Genomic DNA, 17,714 nt, shown 5'->3' with positions numbered 1-17,714 from the left:
TCGTACGAAAATTCACGCTTTCGCGTCGGAGAGGAGATCTGTCCATGGCATCCTACTTGTTGAAAAAAATCGGGCAGCTCGTTCCAACCCTACTCGGGGTCATTACGCTTGTCTTCATCGTCATCCGCCTGATCCCGGGCGACGCGACTTCCGCCATGGCCGGCGACAGCCTGTCGGGAGACGCGCTGAACGCGCTGCGAACGCGGCTTGGGCTCGATACGCCGATGTGGCAGCAATACCTCAATTACTGGGGCGACCTGCTGCGGCTGGATCTTGGCAAGACGATGGTGACCGGACAATCGATTCTCGGCTTGATCGGAGACGCGCTGCCGATCACCTTCGTCATCGCGCTGCTGACGATCGCCATTGCCTGCGTCATTGCCGTCGCGCTCGGCACGATCGCCGCTTTCACGGCGCATAAGGGCAAGAAAGTCGTCGACAACGTCCTGACCTGGATCGCGATGCTCGTCGACCTGATGCCTTCCTTCTGGGTGGCGCTGCTGCTCATGCTGCTGTTCACGCTGACGCTCGGCTGGCTGCCGGCCACGGGCCCCGTCGACTTCGGAGATCCGGCCGCACTGCTGAAGCGAATCGCGCTGCCGCTTATCGTCCTCTGCCTCGGGCAAATATCGACGATCGCCCGCATTACGCGCACCTCTGTGCTCGAAGTGCTGAACGAGGATTATATTCGCACCGCGCGGGCGTTCGGCATGCCGCAGCTCAGAGTCGTGTTCCGCCACGCCCTCAAGAACGCCGCGATGCCGATCATCACCGTGGCGGGGCTGGCCTTCGGCGGACTAATGAACGGCACCGTCATTACCGAATTCATCTTTTCGATTCCCGGCATCGGCTCGCTGCTGATCGGCGGCATCAAGATGCGCGACTACACGCTTGTGCAGAACGTCATTCTCGTCTACTCGCTGCTGTTTATCATCGTCAACATGCTGACCGACATCTTGTATCGCTATATGGACCCTCGCGTCAAGTACTAGAAAGGGGTTGTGGACATGGACAACAGTATGGAAGGCACGCTCAGGCAGTCGGCATCCGTCACTCTGAAGCTGCCCCGATTCCGGTCCCTGCTGCGCTTGCTGCGCGGCAGGCAAAGCCTGATCGGGCTGGCGATTCTGCTTCCGCTCGTCGCGGTCGCGCTGCTGGCGCCGCTGCTGCCGCTGGCCGATCCGCTGCAGACGAACGTCAAGGCGGGCATGCACGCGCCGTCCGCGGAATACTGGTTCGGCACCGACAAGATCGGCCGCGACCAGCTTAGCCGGACGATATCGGGCTTGCAAACGTCGCTGATCGTCGGTTTTACGGTCGCGCTCATTACGCTGGCCGGCGGACTGATCGTCGGCACGATATCGGGCTTCTTCGGAGGACGGGTCGACCGGCTCATCATGGCGATCTCCGACATCTTCCTGTCGTTCCCGTCGCTGCTGCTCGCCATCGCCCTTGTCGCCATCTTCGGCGCCGGCATTCTGCCCGTCATCGCGGCGATCGCGGTCGCCGACCTGCCGCGGGCGATCCGGCTGCAGCGCTCGCTCGTGCTCGGTATCAAATCGCGCACGTTCATCGACGCCGCCCGCATGGTGTCGGCGCCGACCCGCTGGCTGATGTTCCGCCACATCGTGCCGAACACGCTCGCGCCGATGCTCGTATCGGCCAGCATCGTCGCCGCCAGCGCCATTCTGACGGAAGCGAGCCTGAGCTTCCTCGGGCTCGGCATTACGCCGCCGGAGCCGTCGCTCGGCAACATCATCAAGGACGGCCAGCCGTACCTGCGCGAAGGCTGGTGGATCTCCACGCTGCCCGGCCTGATGATCTTCGTCATCGCCATCTCGCTGCATCTGCTGTCCGACGGCATCCGGGAAGCGCTCGATCCGCGTTCCAAGCGCTGATCCGGCCGCCCGTGGCGCAAGGACGGCTCCGCGCGGCGATCTCCGCCTGCCGCACACGCAAGCAAGCATCACGAAAGGAGGAAGCGGCATGTCCAACGATGAAGTGCTGCTGTCCGTCGAAGACCTTCACACTCATTTTCTAACAGAACGAGGAACGGTGCGCGCGGTGAACGGCGTCTCGTTCCAGCTCCGGCAGGGCGAGCGGCTCGCCATCGTCGGCGAGAGCGGCTCGGGCAAGAGCGCGATGGCGATGTCGCTCCTGCAGCTCGTCTCCCATCCGGGCAAAATCGTCTCCGGCTCCGTCCGGCTGGAAGGCCGCGATCTGCTCCGGCTGTCGGAGCGGCAGCTCAACGAGCTGCGCGGCGGAACGATCGGCACGGTGTTCCAGGACCCAATGACCTCGCTGGACCCGGTCATGACGATCGAGGATCAGCTCGTGAGCACGATCCGCCGCCATCTGCGCCTTGACCGGCGGCAGGCGTCGCGCCGCGCCGTCGAGCTGCTGCGCCAGGTCGGCATCCCGGACCCGGAGCTGCGGGTGCGCAGCTATCCGTTCGAGCTGAGCGGCGGGATGCGTCAGCGGGTGCTGATCGCCATGGCGCTGTCCTGCGATCCGAAGCTCATTCTCGCCGACGAGCCAACAACCGCGCTCGACGTCACGATCCAGGCGCAGATTATCGAGCTGCTCCAGCAAATCTCGGTCACAACCGGCTGCGCCATGCTGTTCATTACCCACGATCTGGGCCTCGTCGCCCGCTTCGCCCAGAAGGTCGCCGTCATGTATGCCGGCAGGATCGTCGAATTCGGCACGGTCGAGGAGATTTTCGCCAGTCCGCAGCATCCGTACACGCAAAGCCTGCTCCGCACGATTCCGAGCGCGGACGGCGTTCGAATGAAGCGGCTGCTGCAAATTGACGGCTTCCCGCCCGATATGCGGCTGCCGATCCCCGGCTGCTCGTTCGCGAAGCGCTGCCCGGCGGCAACGTCCGCCTGCGAGGCCGGCAGCCCGGAGCTGACGCCGCGCTCCGCGACGCACAGCGCCGCCTGCTTCGTCTCCGGCGGAATGGCGCAATTGAATGCGCTCGAGACAGCCTCGTCCCGGGAGCCGGAACCGGCGCCGGTCGCGGCAGCCGCGGCGGGCCCGGAGCGGCCGGACAGCGGCGAGCCTGTCCGTCCGGTGCTGGAGCTGCGCTCGCTCAAGAAGCATTTCGCGTCGGCGCCGTCCTTCCTGAAGAAGCGCCGCGTCGTTCGCGCCGTCGACGGCATCGATATTTCGCTGCACCCCGGCGAGACGCTCGGCGTCGTCGGCGAATCCGGCTGCGGCAAGAGCACGATGGCTCGGCTGCTGCTGCGGCTCGAGGAGCCGAGCGACGGCAGCATCATCGTCGAAGGCGTCGACATCGCCCATCTCAAGGGCGAGCAGCTTCGCGCCTTCCGCAGCAAGGTACAGATGGTTTTCCAGGATCCGTACTCTTCGTTTAATCCGAAGATGACGATTCGCAGCATCATCGGCGAGCCGCTTCATGTAATGAAAGTCGGTACGCCCGAAGAGCGAGAGAAGCGCATCCGCGAGCTGATCATGACGGTCGGCCTGGACATCTCCTATCTCGACCGTTATCCGAACCAGCTCAGCGGCGGCCAGCGCCAGCGGATCGGCATCGCCCGCGCGCTCGCCCTGTCGCCGTCGATCATCGTCGCCGACGAGCCGACGTCCGCGCTCGACGTATCCGTGCGGGCCCAGGTCATCAACCTGCTCGTCGAGCTGCGCGACCGGCTGGGGATCAGCATCGTCTTCATCTCGCACGACCTGTCCGTCGTGCGCCATATTTCCGACAAGATCGCGGTTATGTACCTGGGCAAGGTCGTCGAATTCGGCTTGTCGGAGGAGGTGTTCCGGCATCCGAAGCATCCGTATACGAAGGCGCTGCTCGACGCGGCTCCGATCCCGGACCCGCAGTTGGAGAAACAACGCGGCATCGAGCTGCTCAAGGGCGAGCTCCCGAGCCCGGCCAACCCGCCGCAAGGCTGCCGGTTCAGCACGAGATGCCCGCTGGCTTCGGACCGCTGCCGGGAGGAGATGCCGCCGCTCGATCCGGTCGGCGACTCCCGCCAGGTTGCCTGCTTCTACGCATCCTAGTTGAAGGAGACTTGCAATTGAAAACACTCGGTATCGTCGGCGGAGGGGTATCCTTCGGCATCAACGCCGTCACTCAACCGTTCTTCGCCCTGTATGCCGTCGAATTGGGCGCTTCCACCGCCACGGTCGGCTTCCTGCTGATGGTGCGGGCCATCCTGCCGCTCATCATCGCGATGCCGGCCGGCGAGCTGATCGACCGGCTGGGCGCTCCGCATATGCTGCGGGCCGGCAACCTGCTGACGATCGTCTCGCTCGCCATGATGGGGTTCAGCGACAATCTGACCGTCATCACCCTGGCGCAGCTGCTGATCGGCGCGGCGACGATGGTCGTCGCCTCCTCGCTGCAGGTCATCGTCTCCGAAGGAGACAAAGCCGCCCGCGAACGGAACATTACACGCTATTCCGCCTGGTCCTCGGGCGGCACGATGATCGGCCCGCTGATCGGCGGAGGCGTCGTCACCCTCGTGACCGGGATGAGCGCCGCAACCTATTTCACCGGTTCCGCGGCTGCCGGTTACCGTTCGGCGTTCCTGTTCTCGTTGGTCGTCGCCATTCTGTACGGCATCGCCTTCCATTTCGCCAGCCGCGAGTTCCGCAGCCGGAGCAAGCTGGGCAAGGAGCTGAAGAGCGTGCTTCGTCCCAAGGAAATGGCCGGCAGCTACATGCAAGGCGTTCATCTGATCAAGCACCCCGGCATCCAATTCGGACTTGTCGGCACGTTCCTGATTCATTTTATCCAATCCATCTGGCAGGGCTTCTTCCCGCTGTATCTCAATACGCTCGGCTTCGGCGCCTTCGTCATCTCCGTGCTGATCTCGCTGCGCGGGCTGGCCGGCATGCTGTCCCGTCTGTTCGTCGGACAGCTCGTCAAGCGCTGGAGCCACCAGACGCTGCTCATCGCCGCCGGCTGCGGCGCCGCCATCTGCCTGAGCGCGCTGCCGTTCTCGAACTGGAACGCGTATACGATCGGGGCGGTCGCTTTCCTGCTCGGCTCGGCGGTCGGCATCAACATGCCGGTCAGCACGATGATTATGGTCGACGAGGATTCGATGGCGGATCGCGGCAAAATTATGGGGCTGCGCCTGCTCGTCAACCGAGGCTCGCAGATCGCGGCGCCGGCGCTGTTCGGATTTTTCGGCCAGCTGATCGGTCTGTCGGCGGCTTTCGTCGCCAGCGGGGGCCTGCTGCTTGTGTCCATGCTGGGGTTCAGCCTGTATCGGAAAACCCGGTTCAGGCCTCAAATACCTATTAATCATGCGGAGGTCGAAAAACTATGAAGTACGGATTCGAGGATCATTGCTGGAAAGACATCGTATCGGACGATCTGCTGGAAATCTACAAGGCTTACGAGCGCGAGACTTACATCGGCAAGCGCCCGGCGCTGCTCGCGATCGACCTCTACAACGCCGCCTACAAGGGCGGAGCGAAGCCGGTCATCGAGCTGCAGGGAGAGTATCCGAGCTCCTGCGGCATCCATGCCTGGGACGCGATTGAGCCGACCAAGCTGCTGTTCGCCAAAGCGCGCGAGCTCGGCATTCCGATCATTCACACGACCCGCGACACGCATACGAAATCGCCGACGAAAATCCGTTCCACGAAACGCAAGCTGAAAAATATTACCGACGACGCCTACGAGATTTTCGAAGCGTTCGCCCCCCAGTCCGAGGATATGATCATCTACAAGAGCCGAGCCAGCGCCTTCTTCGGCACGCCGCTGACCGCCTACCTGAACATGATGGATATCGACAGCCTGATCGTCGTCGGCGAATCGACCAGCGGCTGCGTGCGGGCCAGCGTCGTTGAGGGTTATTCCAACGGCTTCCACATTACAATGGTCGAGGAATGCTGCTTCGATCGCAGCCCGCTGTCTCATAAGGTCAACCTGTTCGACCTGCATCACAAATATGCCGACGTCATGCACATCGACGAAGCGCTGGAGCATCTGAACGCCCGCCGGCCCGCCATTACGAACGCAGGCTGAGTCTATCAACGAATCGAGGAGGAATTATCCATGACAGCAGGATGGGAAAAATTCATGACGGAACGAGACAAGGAACATGACGAGGCGCGGGGCAAAAAAGCCCCCTTCGGCTTCGGCGACAAGCCGGCGCTGCTACTGATCGACATCTATTACGGCGTGCTCGGCTTTAAGCGCGAGCCGCTGATGGAGCAGATCAAGACGATTCCCGGCGGCATGGGGCTGGAAGGCTGGGAAGCGGTCGACAAGACGGCGGTGCTGCTCGCGGCCGCGCGCCGCAACCGCATCCCGGTCATCCACGTCACGAAGCTGGACGCCGACAACGTCGTCGGCTGGGCGGCCCGGGCGCGCGGCAAGGGACTGTTCGGCGGCGGCCAGCAATCCGACGAGCTGAAGCGGCGCTCCTCCGAGATCGTCGCCGAGGTCGCCCCGCTGCCGGGCGAGCTCGTCATCCGCAAAGCCGCTCCAAGCGCCTTCCAGGGCACGGTGCTGCCGTACATGCTGCAGAGCTGGGGCATCGACACGCTGATCGCCTGCGGCGAATCGACGAGCGGTTGCGTGCGCGCCACCGTCGTGGACGGCACGACGCACAGCTTCAAGATGGGCGTTGTCGAGGAATGCACGTTCGACCGCACCGAGATGTCGCACTGGGTCAACCTGTACGACCTGCACGCCAAATACGCCGACGTCGTCAAGCTGGACGGCGCAATCGCCTACTTCGACCAAATCGGCAGCAGAACGCAAGCGGCCGCGGGCGTCTGAGCGAAATGCCGTCGGGCGAATCCACCAGCCCCCGAGCGGGAGGAGACCGGCTGAAGAGGAGCGCCGGTCTCCTCCTTCTGTTTCTGCTGGCGGTGCTGTACTGGCTCGGCTTCAGCATGCTGCGGCCGATGCTGTCTCTCTACTTCAACGACGCCGGTTACGCGATGGGAGCCATCGGCGCGCTGATGGCGCTGCACGCCTTGATTCCCGTGCTGCTGGCGATGCCGGCCGGCCAGCTCATCGACCGGATCGGCCCGCGCCGCTCCTCCGTCATCGGCGGCTTGATCATGGCCTTCAGCGGAATCTGCTACATCGCCGGCGGCCTGACCTCGACGCTGTTCCCGATGATCGTGGGCCAGCTCAGCAACGGCATCGGCAGCCTGCTTCTGTGGGGCGCGCTCCAGGCTTCGGTCGGCCGGATCGCCCGCGGCGGTCCGGAGGCGAGCGGCAACCGGATGCTGTCCCAATTCGCCTTCGCGAACGCTCTGGCGCAATTCGGCGGACCGGTCGCCGGCGGCTGGCTGGCCGATCTCGGCGGCTTCCTCTGGGTGTTCGTCTATTTCGCCCTCCTGTCGCTCATCTGCGGTCTGCTGGCGTTCCGGGTCCCGGACGCCGCGCGTCCCCGGCCCGACGGCGGCGCGACCGCCGATCTGTCGCTTAGCCTGCGAAGCAGCTACGGAAGCGGCATCGAGCTGCTCCGCCACAACCGCCGGTTCGCCAAGGCGATGCTGTATAACGGCATGCTGTTTATTCTCGTCGACATCCAGGGAACGTTCCTGCCGGTGCTGCTCGCCGACCGCGGCTACACGAATACCGAGATCGGCACGCTGCTGTCGGTCGGGGGCATCGCCTCGATCGCCATCCGGCCGATTGCCGGGCTGCTGATCAACCGGCTCGGCCAGCACGGCATCATGATGGGAAGCTTGTGGTCCGGATGCGGCTGCATGATCGCCCTGACGCTCGATCCGGGCTACTGGGGAATCGCCGCGATTCTGTTCGTATGGGGACTGGGGGCGGGGCTGAACCAGCCGATTGCCCTGATCATCGTCGCCAGCACCGTGACCGCCGACCGTCAAGGGATGGGCATGAGTCTGCGCACGATGGTCAACAGGCTGGTCCAGATCGTCAACCCGGTAGCGATCGGGGGCATCTCGGCCCTGATCGGCCTGTCCTACAGCTTTGGCGTCATCGCCGCGGCGCTGATGGCGTTCGGAATGTCCGTGAAAAAGGCGTCCTGAACGGCGGAGTCCGAATACCGCACCGGATTTCGCGCTACACTAACCCTTACGACAGGGGGTGAAGCCATGGGCGAGCAGACGCAATTCGAACCGGGACAGCGCGCTCCGAACGACGGGGAGTACATGGAGATCGGCGAAGACGCCTTCCATATGGGAATTAACGATCCGCAGAAAGTGCACTTGAACAAAGGCGAGAAATTTCCGGAAACGTCGAACCACAACCGCAAGTGGAAAAAAGTAAAGCAGCAGCGCTGATCGATTTCTCCGCTGCATAGTGCGAGGACGAACCGGGCATTCTATATTTCGGCGACGGTAAACGAGAGGTGTGGTTCCGTTGGACGAAATCGGGCAACAACCAAGTGAGGCGTTCCTGTCGGAGTAGGGAAAGCGAGGGGTTGTGCTAAAGACACCATCGGCAAGATGAAGTTGGAAGCCGTTCCTGATGTCCCGAAGGGCTGATACGAATCAGCAACGTAGGTTACGAAACTCGAGCAGCTCACTAAACGTCGCCCGAAGAACCCCTTGCGGGGTTCTTCGTCGTTTACGCGATATCCCCGGATTTGATCGCCATATGGAGCAGCAGCTTCGTCTCCGGATCGTCCAGCCGAAGCCCCAGCTCGCTCTTGATCCGCTCCAGCCGGTAATTGATCGTGTTGTAGTGGACGAACATGCGCTCGGCCGTTTCCTTGGCGTTGCAGTTGCATTCGAAATAATTGCGCAGCGTGTTCAGCAGCGAGCCCTGCTGCTTGCGATCCAGCTCCAGCAGCGGATGCAGGTACATCCGCTGATACTCCTCCAGCTCCTCCGTGCCGAGCAGCCGGTAGAGCAGCAGATAGACGCCAAGCTCCCCGTAACGGACCGTCTCCTCCTGCAAGCCGCACACCGTTCTGATCTCGGCGGCCCGTTTCGCGTCGCGGTAGCTGGTCGACACCTCGTTCTGCTTTCCCGCTTCCTTGCCGAGGCACAGCGAAGCGGATTGCTCCTGCAGAAGCGCCCGCAAGCCGGCCCAGACCCGCTCCGGCTCGCGGTCCTTGACCTGCGGCCCGTTGTTCAAGTCCTGCCGCATCGTGAACAGGACGACCAGTTCCCCTTCAAGCACCGTCCATTTGGCTCCCGACTTGCGCGAATCGCTCTCCCAGTTCAGCCGTTTCGCCAGCTCCTGCAGTTCTCTGACGCCCGATTGGCGATCGTGGAACGATACGACGCCCGCGACGTAGCGATCCGCCTCGTCCAAAGGCCAGCCGCACGCTTCGGCACGCAGGCGCAGATCGTCGGTCGAGACGATTCGTCCCGCCAGCCAATCCTGCAGAAACTGGTCGAAATACTTCGCCTCGATATTTTTGCGCGCCAGCAGGTTGCTGATCTCGAAGCCGAGCAGCCGGCCCGCCCAATTGATCGTCAGCGTGTCGACCGTCCCGTAATCGGCGGAATATTCCAGGATGAGCATCAAGTACGGACGCACCTGTCCGTCCGGCACGGCCGCCACATGGACGCGCACGCTCCGCTCCCCGATCTGGAGAACGTTCGTCTCCAGCGTCTGCTCGGTGCGGAACTTGGCCCATTCTTCCTCCGCGATGTCCCGGCACAGGGGCTCCGCCTCCGACGAAGCCGCAATCCGGTTGTGCGGATCGAGCAGCACGACCGGGTTGCGGATCATCGTCTGCAGATGGTTCAAATACGCATGAAGCCCGTCCCCGTGCAGCAGCACGTGGGACAGGCGTTGAACGCGGCCTTGCAGAACGGTCAAATCCTTGGAGTCCGACACCAGCACCCGCTCCATCACTTCGCGGACGACGTCGGAGAATGTCGTGCTGGGCGGCAGCTCGACGAGCGGCAGGCCGTGCCGGTTCGCCGCCTCGACGGCCGACTTCGGCACCTCGTCGAAAAACCGCTTCGTCTTCACGCCCAGCGCGACGACGCCTTTGCCCGCCAACTGGGCGATCAGCGTCACCAGAATTTCCGGGTCGTGCTTAAACGGATAACCCGTCGTCATCAGCAGCTCTCCCGGCCGAACCCAATCGACGACGTCGGGCACCTCCATCACGTTGATCCGGCTGATCGGCCGGTCCAAGCCCGTTTCGCCGCCGAGAAGAACGGCTTCCTTCAGCTGCGGGAGGTCGAACAGCGCCCTGACCGTAAACCCTTCCTCCGTTATCGTTTCCTTCACCGCCGTCTCCCCCTTCCGTTGTTGCCCGGCGCTCCCGGCTCAGCCGCCCAGCGCCGCGACGATCTCGTCCGTCAGCGCCGTCCACCCGAAGATGCCGCCCTGCTGCCGAATCATGCGGATCGCCGCCTCCTGGTCGGCCGGATCGAACGCGGCCGTCGCGTCCTCTGGCACGAGACAGCGGTAGCCGCGGTCGTTGGCCTCCCGCACGGTCGTATGCACGCAGACATGGGTCGTCACGCCGCATACGATCAGCCATTCGATGCCTTTGTCCTTCAGCAGATCCTCCAGCTCCGTCCGGTAAAACGCGCCCTTCCCGGGCTTGTCGACGATCGTCTCGCCTTGCAACGGCGTCAGCTCGGGAACGATCGCATGACCCGGCTCTCCCCGGACGAGCAGCCGGCCCATCGGCCCCACGTCGCCGATACCCGCTCCTTGCCGACGGCTGCGCTCCAGCTTCGCGGGCGGGCAATCGGACAGGTCCGGCAGATGGCCTTCCCGCGTATGCACGATCGTTAATCCCGCTGTCCGCGCAGCCCGGAGCAATTCCTGAATGGTCGGGATAATCGCGCGAGTCGGCGAAATGTCGTTGCCGAGCCTCTCACCGAACCCGCCCGTCGAACAGAAATCGTTCTGCATGTCGATCACGACCAGCGCCGTGCGGCCGGGGTCGAACTCGTACAGGTACGGCAGCGCCCTCTCCACTTTTTTCACCGCGCGATTCCTCCCTTCTATTCCCGCTCCGGCGCAAGCGGCATCGTTACCTTCGTCGTTTCGAAAAACCGGTTGCCCGGAGCCCCTTCCTCGACCGGAAGAAAAATGCTGATCTGCTCCGTGGGAGCCGTATCGTCGTTCTCCACCGAATGCACGACGCCCGCCGGGACGTGGAACGTGTCCCCGGCTTTGAACGATTGCCACTCCCCGTTGCAGAGCAGACGAACCTGGCCGACCGTAATATGAATGATTTCCGCCACGTCATGATAGTGGGGCAGAACGGCGCCGCCGACGCCGATCTTCTCCCACAGCACCGAGCTGGCTCTTACGCCCAAGGCGTCGGCTTCGGCGGCCGTTACGATCTCCCGATGATAGAGCTCGATGTGATCGGGCATCAGCCCCCACTCCATCCCGTCCGCCGTTTTCACCGTCGTCCGCTTCTCCGTCATCGGCCCGCCGCCTTTCCCGGATAGCTTCGCGTCGGCTTCGGAAAGCCCTCGGACGTCCCGTCCTTGACGACGACCTCGTCCTCCCAAGGCAAGCGGTAGCGTCCGTTCACGAGATCCTCCATATACGTGTAAGGACAATCTCCGGCTCCTCCGTCCACCGCCACGTAACCCCGATGCCCGAACTGGTAGATGTTGTTCTCCACGCCCCAGAGGCGGCGCGCCTCGCGAACGAGCGACGGCCGAATCTCTCCGGCGACGATCTCGTCCGGACGCCCGCCTCCGACGACGAGAGGAACGCCGTCGAAGCCGACGATCATCGCCTCTCCCATCGAATCGAACGTGCCGTCGCTTCCGCACATACACACGGACGCGGTATACATCAGGTTGCAGAACGCGTTGGCCTGATTCGTCACCTGCCACGCATGGCGGATCGGAGCGGTATACCCCGCTGTGCGGATCATGACGTCCGCGCCGAGGTACGCGCATTCCCTGGCCATCTCCGGGAACATCCCGTCGTGGCAAATGATGAGCGCCAGCTTGCTCCCGTTCGGGCCGTCGCATACCGGAATGCCGAGATTGCCCGGCTCCCACGGCTCGACGGGAACCCACGGATGCAGCTTGCGATAGTTCAACCGAATTTCGCCTTGATCGTCGATGATCAGCCCGGTATTGTACGGGTATCCGTCTGGGTTCGCCTCCATGATCGAGAAGCAGCCCCAGATTCGGTTGTCCCGGCAGGCCTTCTTGAACGCCTCGACCTCCGGTCCGTCGATCCGGCACATGAGCGCCGGATCGGTATTCATCGACAAGCCGTGAAGCGAATATTCGGGAAAGACGACCAGATCCATTCCCCGCAGCCCGTTGCGTGCTTTCGCCGTCAGCCCGACGATGCGGCCGACCTGCTCCCGAAGCTGCTCTGGCGTATCCACGACGGGCAGCTGCATTTGCACCAGCCCGATGACGACGCCGTCCGGACTTTTATTTAATCCGCCCAATCCGCTCATTTGCCCGTCTCCTCTCTTATGCCCAAGTTACTTCGGAATGCTGCCGACGACGCCTTCGACCAGATAATCGGAGCCTTCGAGCTGCTCGACCGTCGGCGTCTCGCCTTCCGCAATGCGAACCTCGCCCGACTGATCCTTGACCGGTCCCGCGAACGGAAGCAGCGTTCCTTCCAGCAGCGCCTTCTTCTGATCCTCGACGTATTGCACGACGTCGGCCGGTACGTTCGCGCCGAACGAACCGAGCTGCACAACGTTGTCGGCGAGCGTGCCGCGATACTTGCCGTCGAACTTGCTGCCCTTGAACTGGCCGTCCTGCGCCGTCTTAACCATCTCGACGAACAGCTCGGGCCAATTCCACAGAGAACCGGTAATCCAGCCGTTCGGGGCCAGGGAAGAAGCGTCGGCATGGTAGCCGACCGTCATGACATCGCGCCGCTCCGCCGTCTCGATGACCGTCTTCATGCAGTCCTGATGAAGGCTGATGACGTCTGCGCCGCTATCGATCAGCGAATTCGTTGCGTTCGCCTGCTGGCCGGGATCGCACCAGCTTCCCGTGAAGACAACGGAAGTCGTCGCGTCGGGATTAACGGAGCGCGCGCCGAGCGTAAACGCGTTGACGTTAAGCAGCACCTGCGGAATCGGCACGGAGACGATGTAACCGAGCTTGCCGGTCGGGGACATTTTGCCGGCCGCTACGCCCGCCAGATACACAGGCTCCCAGATCGTGCCGAAATAGGTTCCGACGTTGTTAGCGGTCTTCAAGCCCCCTTGGTGGAAAAAGACGACGTCCGGGTGACGCTTGGCCACGTTAAGCGCCGGTTCCAGATGTCCGTAGGAGGTGGGGAAAATGATTTTCGCTCCGTCCTTGATCATCTGTTCCATGACGCGCTCCGCCTCCGCCGTCTCCGGCACGTTCTCGGCGCGCAGCACCTTCAGGTCGGGGTATGCCTCTTCCACCGCCACGCTGCCCAGGTAAGCCGCCTGGTTGTAACCGTAGTCGTCCTTCGTCCCGACGAAAATAAATCCGACCGCGCTGCCTCCCGTTCCCATCGTCACATCCGCGCTTGAGGAGGATGTCTCCGGGGAATCGCCCGACGAGCTGCTCCCGGAATTGTTTCCCGGCTGGCTGCACCCGGTAATCAGCATAAGGAGCGCCAACGCTCCCAACAGGACACTGCTTGCTTTTCTTTTCGTTTTCATACGGTTTCCCTCCACTTTGTATGGTTCTAGGTTTGGATTGCTCTTACTGCCTTTGTCTTGAAGCAAAGCTTTATCCGCCGCCTTCCCCGGCAAACACTCTCCCCAGTGCCTCCGGCGTTCGGCTCGACTTCCTCCGTTCCACGATCAGCAGCGCCAGCAGCGTGAGCAGATACGGCACCATGAACAGGAAGAAGGGCGAGATCGCGTAGCCTTGCTGCTGCACGGTAAGCTGAAGCGCCTGCGCCGCCCCGAACAGATAAGCTCCAAGCATCGCTCTGGACGGTTTCCATGAGGCGAAAATAACGAGCGCCACGGCGACGACGCCCCTGCCCGCGGTCATGTTCTCCACCCAGGCATGCGTGTAGGCGATGGAGAGCTGCGCTCCGCCGACTCCTGCGAGGAATCCGCCGGCAAGTACCGCCAGATAGCGAACCAGCTTCGGATTGATGCCGCTGGCGAACAGCACTTCCTCCCGCTCCCCCGCCGTTCGGAGCATAATGCCGATTCGGGTTCGGAAGATGACGAACCAGAGCAGCGGAACGAGCAGAATCGACAGGTACGTCAGCGGGTCGTGGTTGAACAGAATCGGCCCGAGGAACGGGATGTCGGACAGCAGCGGGATGGGCGTCGGATTAAATCCGACAATCTGCTCGCTGACGAAATCCCGTCCGAAGAACGCCGTCACCCCCATGCCGAAGAACATGATCGTCAAGCCCGTAGCGAGTTGATTGGCTCCGCAGCTTAGGACGAGAAAGGCGTGGATCGAAGCGATCAGCAGTCCGCACAGCCCTCCCGCCAGCGCGCCCAGCCACGGATTGCCGGTCCATACCGTGACCGCGAAGCCGCCAAGCGCGCCGCCGAGCATCGAGCCTTCGGTGCCGAGGTTGATCACCCCGGCTCTCTCGGACACCAGCTCCCCTTGGCTGGCCAGCATGACCGACGTTCCGGAGCGGACCGCTCCGGTCAGAATGTCCGCGAGCATCATCGGCTCCACCTCCTGCCGCCGAGAATGAAGAACAAGACAAGCGCCATCAAAATGTTAACGGAAGAGGACGGAAGCCCCGAGCCGATCTCCAGCGTATTGCCGGCGACGCTGATCATGCCGAGCAGGAACGCCGTCACGACCAGCCTCAGCGGATGATTCCACGCCATCATCGCGGCCAGGAAGCCCAAGTAGCCGAAGTTGGCGCCCGTCGTGGCGCGCAGGCGGCCTTCGATGCCGGCGATCTCGATCATACCCGCAATGCCGGCCAGCATCCCGGCGGCGACCAGCACCCAGAAGTACGTTTTGTTGATGTTGAAGCCGGCGCGCTCCGCCGCCAGCCGATTGCTGCCGAGCACGCGGATGCGGAAGCCGAGCCTTGTTTTCGCCAATACAAACCAGACGAGCGCCGCCAGCGCGAGCGCAATGACAAAACCGACGTGCAGCCGCGTGCCGTTAATGATCGGAAGTCTTAGCGACGAAGAAATTTCCGGCGAAAACGGCCAGTTGAACGATTCGGGGTCCTTCAGCATGCCGTGAACGAAGAACCCTACGGTGAACGTGGCGACGTAATTGAGCAGCACGCTCGCAATCGTCTCGTTCAACCGTCCCTTCACCTTCAGAACGGCGACCAGTCCGCCCCATAGCGCTCCCCCGAGCGCCCCGGCGATTAGCATCAGCGGAATGCCGAGCCAGGCGGGCATGGCGTTCAAGTAAAATACGGCGAACCAGGTGGCGAACAACGCGCCGATGACGAGCTGGCCTTCCCCTCCGACGTTCACCAGTCCCGCCTTGGCCGGGAGCGCCGCGGCGAGTCCGGTCAGCACGAACGGAGTCGCCTTCAACAGCACTTCCCCGAAGCCGTATAGATCGCCGAACGCCGACTTGACCATCGAGACGTACAGGCCGACCGGATTCACTCCGTAACAGAGCAGGAAAATGCCGTACAAAACAAAGGGAGCGACAAAGATTAACGTCTGGATGCCCCGCTTCTTCCACCGCGCGAAAGAGGGCCATCTCCCCGCGGGCAGAACGATCGTTCCGGTTTGTGTCTTCACGCGGATTCTCCTTTCAGCATGCGATAGCCGATCTGCGTCGCATCCGTTTCTGCGGTTTTATAGGGACCGAGCAGCCGCTTGCCGCTAAGCACGACCAGCTCGTCGGACAGCTTGAACAATTCGTCGAGATCCTCGGAGAACAGCAGAATCGCCGTTCCTTGCTCTGCCAATTCGATGAGCTGCTGCTGAATCGTGCGCGTCGTTCCGATGTCCAGGCCTCGGCTCGGATAGCTGATGATCAGAATATCCGGTCTGCGAATGAGCGCCCGCGACAGCACCATCCGCTGCACATTGCCTCCCGAGAGCGTATCTGCCCTTCGGCTTCCCTCCGCCAAGGAGAGCAGCTTTGCCTCCTCGCAGTGCTCCAGCTGCTCTTTGAGCATTTTCCAGTCGATCCCCGATCCCTTCGTTCTCATCGGCATGCCGTCCAGCACCATGTGCTCCAAAATGCTGAAGCCCGGGATGACCGACTCCTTGATCGGATCCTCCGAGACGAAGCTGACGCCCGCGTCCATGAACGCCCGCGGTCCGTCCTTCATCTCCGTTCCGCCGATCGAGACTTTGCCCGCAGCCAGCTTCCTTAATCCGAAGAGCGTCTCCGCCAGCTCCCGCTGACCGCTTCCCGAGATGCCCGCGACGCCGACGATGCGCCCTTTCGACAGAGACAGCCGAATATCCGTCAGCACCGCCTCTCCGTGGTCTCCGTGAATGCGGCCGTCGTCGATGCGCAGGGCTTCCTCTTCGTCCGCCGACGGACTCGCGGGCTTCACGACCGGCTTTAACGTCTTGTCTCCCATCATCGCCGAGATCAGGGTCTCGCCGTCCAGCCCATCCTCCTTGGCCGCCGCATAGGTCATCTGTCCGTTTCTTAGCACGCTGACCCGGTCGGCTACGGCAAGCACTTCGTTGATCTTGTGCGTGATCAGCAGAATGCCGTAGCCGTCCTGACGAAGCAGGCCGAGCATGCTCAGGAACGATTCGACCTCTTGAGGAACGAGAACGCTGGTCGGCTCGTCGAAGATAATGATGCGCGTGCCCGGAGCAAGCAGCACCTTAACGATCTCCAGCCGCTGCCGCTGCCCGAGGTCCAGCTGCCACACTTGCGCGTCCGGCTCCACCTGCAACCCGTACTTCGAGGAAATTTCGACGATCCGCTCGCGCAGCTTCTTCCGGTTGAACCGCCAGCGCGATGTTGTCCAGCACCGTCAGCGCGGGAACGACCCTGAAGTCCTGGAACACCATTCCGATGCCTCTCGCCCGCGCTTTCATCGGCGGATGAAGCTCGGCTTGCTCTCCGTCCATCCATACCGCGCCTTCATCCGGCTCGTATACGCCGTAGAGCATTTTCATCAGCGTGCTCTTGCCCGCGCCGTTCTCGCCCAGTATGGCGTGAACCTCCCCCGCCCGAACGACCAGATCGATGTCCCGATTGGCGACCAGCGATCCGAAGCGCTTGGTCAGCCCTTCGGCTTTGAGGAGATAAGGAAACGTATCGTTGTCGACGGACATTTCTTCACCCTCCTTGTTTATGTCAGGTTATATGACTTTTATGAGCTGATTTAATTTATGTTTTTGATTATAACTCAATTTCACGTCATATTCCTTATGCTATTTGATTAAAAATTTAGGCATTTTTTTGTATTCCGATCATAAACATTACATGTACATAACATTAAAATTGTCACTTACTGTACCATTCCACCCTCGCCAAAATGACAAATGACCCATTCGCACACATCAGCACAACCGCCTTGGGTGGGAGCTTTCGCAAGGAGATTGTCTCGAAAGCCCCGTCCCGTGTACGTCACTCTCTCATCGTCTCTAACAGTCTGGCAGACCGGTAATCGAGCGAATCCTGGCGGGCGGGTGCCTTTAACGGTCTAGCGGACCGTTAACCGGGCGAATCCTGGCGGGTGGGTGCCTCTAACGGTCTGGTGGACCGTTAACCGGGCGAATCCTGGCGGGCGGGTGCCTTTAACGGTCTGGCGGACCGTTAACCGGGCGAATCCGAGCGGGTGGGTGCCTTTAACGGTCTGGCAGACCGTCCCTCGGGTTTAGGGGGTTTTCTCACGAATGCTCACTCATTCGCAGGATTTCACAGGGTTTAGATGTCAGATCATATGAGGGGAT

At 62.2% G+C, this 17,714-nt stretch carries 17 protein-coding genes; 8 read left to right on the top strand and 9 right to left on the bottom strand.

Annotated features, from left to right (window positions below; all coding sequences use genetic code 11):
• The first annotated feature begins 44 nt into the window (after positions 1-44).
• The 8 genes from ACFFT4_RS30350 to ACFFT4_RS30315 all read left to right on the top strand — a co-directional run bounded on the left by ACFFT4_RS30350 (position 45) and on the right by ACFFT4_RS30315 (position 8,268).
• Entirely contained in the window at positions 45-992 is a 948-nt protein-coding gene (locus tag ACFFT4_RS30350; protein ID WP_378052878.1) for an ABC transporter permease, read from the top strand.
• Positions 993-1,007: 15 nt separating this feature from the next.
• Positions 1,008-1,898: an ABC transporter permease gene (locus ACFFT4_RS30345; protein WP_378052877.1), complete on the top strand. Its 891-nt coding sequence runs from the start codon at positions 1,008-1,010 to the stop codon at positions 1,896-1,898.
• An 88-nt stretch (positions 1,899-1,986) separates the two neighbouring features.
• Positions 1,987-4,035: an ABC transporter ATP-binding protein gene (locus ACFFT4_RS30340; RefSeq protein WP_378052876.1), complete on the top strand. Its 2,049-nt coding sequence runs from the start codon at positions 1,987-1,989 to the stop codon at positions 4,033-4,035.
• Between the two features lie 17 nt (positions 4,036-4,052).
• Entirely contained in the window at positions 4,053-5,312 is a 1,260-nt protein-coding gene (locus tag ACFFT4_RS30335) for an MFS transporter (protein WP_378052875.1), read from the top strand.
• On the top strand, positions 5,309-6,016 hold the full coding sequence (locus tag ACFFT4_RS30330) for an isochorismatase family protein (protein WP_378052874.1): 708 nt from the start codon (positions 5,309-5,311) through the stop codon (positions 6,014-6,016). Before ACFFT4_RS30335 ends, ACFFT4_RS30330 begins: the two co-directional genes overlap by 4 nt.
• 30 nt (positions 6,017-6,046) lie before the next feature.
• Positions 6,047-6,775, top strand: a complete 729-nt coding sequence (locus tag ACFFT4_RS30325; protein ID WP_378052873.1) for an isochorismatase family protein — start codon at positions 6,047-6,049, stop codon at positions 6,773-6,775.
• 5 nt (positions 6,776-6,780) lie between these two features.
• The gene (locus ACFFT4_RS30320; protein ID WP_378052872.1) at positions 6,781-8,013 is read left to right on the top strand and encodes an MFS transporter; all 1,233 of its coding nucleotides are present in this window, start codon (positions 6,781-6,783) and stop codon (positions 8,011-8,013) included.
• 66 nt (positions 8,014-8,079) lie between these two features.
• Entirely contained in the window at positions 8,080-8,268 is a 189-nt protein-coding gene (locus tag ACFFT4_RS30315) for a YjzC family protein (RefSeq protein WP_378052871.1), read from the top strand.
• A 286-nt stretch (positions 8,269-8,554) separates the two neighbouring features.
• Here ACFFT4_RS30315 and ACFFT4_RS30310 read toward each other — a convergent pair whose 3' ends face one another.
• The 9 genes from ACFFT4_RS30310 to ACFFT4_RS30270 all read right to left on the bottom strand — a co-directional run bounded on the left by ACFFT4_RS30310 (position 8,555) and on the right by ACFFT4_RS30270 (position 17,093).
• Positions 8,555-10,180, bottom strand: coding sequence for a PucR family transcriptional regulator (locus ACFFT4_RS30310; protein ID WP_378052870.1), 1,626 nt, complete (start codon positions 10,178-10,180; stop codon positions 8,555-8,557).
• A gap of 39 nt (positions 10,181-10,219) precedes the next feature.
• A complete protein-coding gene (locus ACFFT4_RS30305; protein WP_378052869.1) occupies positions 10,220-10,891 on the bottom strand; it encodes a cysteine hydrolase family protein in 672 nt (223 codons plus the stop codon).
• A gap of 17 nt (positions 10,892-10,908) precedes the next feature.
• Entirely contained in the window at positions 10,909-11,340 is a 432-nt protein-coding gene (locus ACFFT4_RS30300) for a cupin domain-containing protein (RefSeq protein ID WP_378052868.1), read from the bottom strand.
• The gene (locus ACFFT4_RS30295) at positions 11,337-12,344 is read right to left on the bottom strand and encodes a formamidase (protein ID WP_378052867.1); all 1,008 of its coding nucleotides are present in this window, start codon (positions 12,342-12,344) and stop codon (positions 11,337-11,339) included. Before ACFFT4_RS30295 ends, ACFFT4_RS30300 begins: the two co-directional genes overlap by 4 nt.
• 27 nt (positions 12,345-12,371) lie before the next feature.
• Positions 12,372-13,544: a BMP family ABC transporter substrate-binding protein gene (locus ACFFT4_RS30290; RefSeq protein ID WP_378052866.1), complete on the bottom strand. Its 1,173-nt coding sequence runs from the start codon at positions 13,542-13,544 to the stop codon at positions 12,372-12,374.
• A 70-nt stretch (positions 13,545-13,614) separates the two neighbouring features.
• Positions 13,615-14,529: an ABC transporter permease gene (locus ACFFT4_RS30285; protein WP_378052865.1), complete on the bottom strand. Its 915-nt coding sequence runs from the start codon at positions 14,527-14,529 to the stop codon at positions 13,615-13,617.
• Positions 14,526-15,584, bottom strand: a complete 1,059-nt coding sequence (locus tag ACFFT4_RS30280; protein WP_378052864.1) for an ABC transporter permease — start codon at positions 15,582-15,584, stop codon at positions 14,526-14,528. Before ACFFT4_RS30280 ends, ACFFT4_RS30285 begins: the two co-directional genes overlap by 4 nt.
• The gene (locus ACFFT4_RS30275; RefSeq protein WP_378052863.1) at positions 15,581-16,684 is read right to left on the bottom strand and encodes an ATP-binding cassette domain-containing protein; all 1,104 of its coding nucleotides are present in this window, start codon (positions 16,682-16,684) and stop codon (positions 15,581-15,583) included. The genes ACFFT4_RS30280 and ACFFT4_RS30275 overlap by 4 nt, the downstream gene beginning before the upstream one ends.
• Positions 16,638-17,093 carry an ATP-binding cassette domain-containing protein gene (locus ACFFT4_RS30270; protein ID WP_378052862.1) on the bottom strand — a complete coding sequence of 152 codons (456 nt, stop codon included), beginning with the start codon at positions 17,091-17,093 and terminating at the stop codon, positions 16,638-16,640. Before ACFFT4_RS30270 ends, ACFFT4_RS30275 begins: the two co-directional genes overlap by 47 nt.
• Positions 17,094-17,714 lie beyond the last annotated feature (621 nt).

Origin of the sequence: Cohnella cellulosilytica, assembly GCF_042431195.1 — a bacterium.
GTDB classification, from domain to species: Bacteria; Bacillota; Bacilli; order Paenibacillales; family Paenibacillaceae; genus Cohnella; species Cohnella cellulosilytica.
The sequence above is the reverse complement of the archived record's forward strand: the minus strand, read 5'-3'. Positions and strand labels throughout refer to the sequence as shown.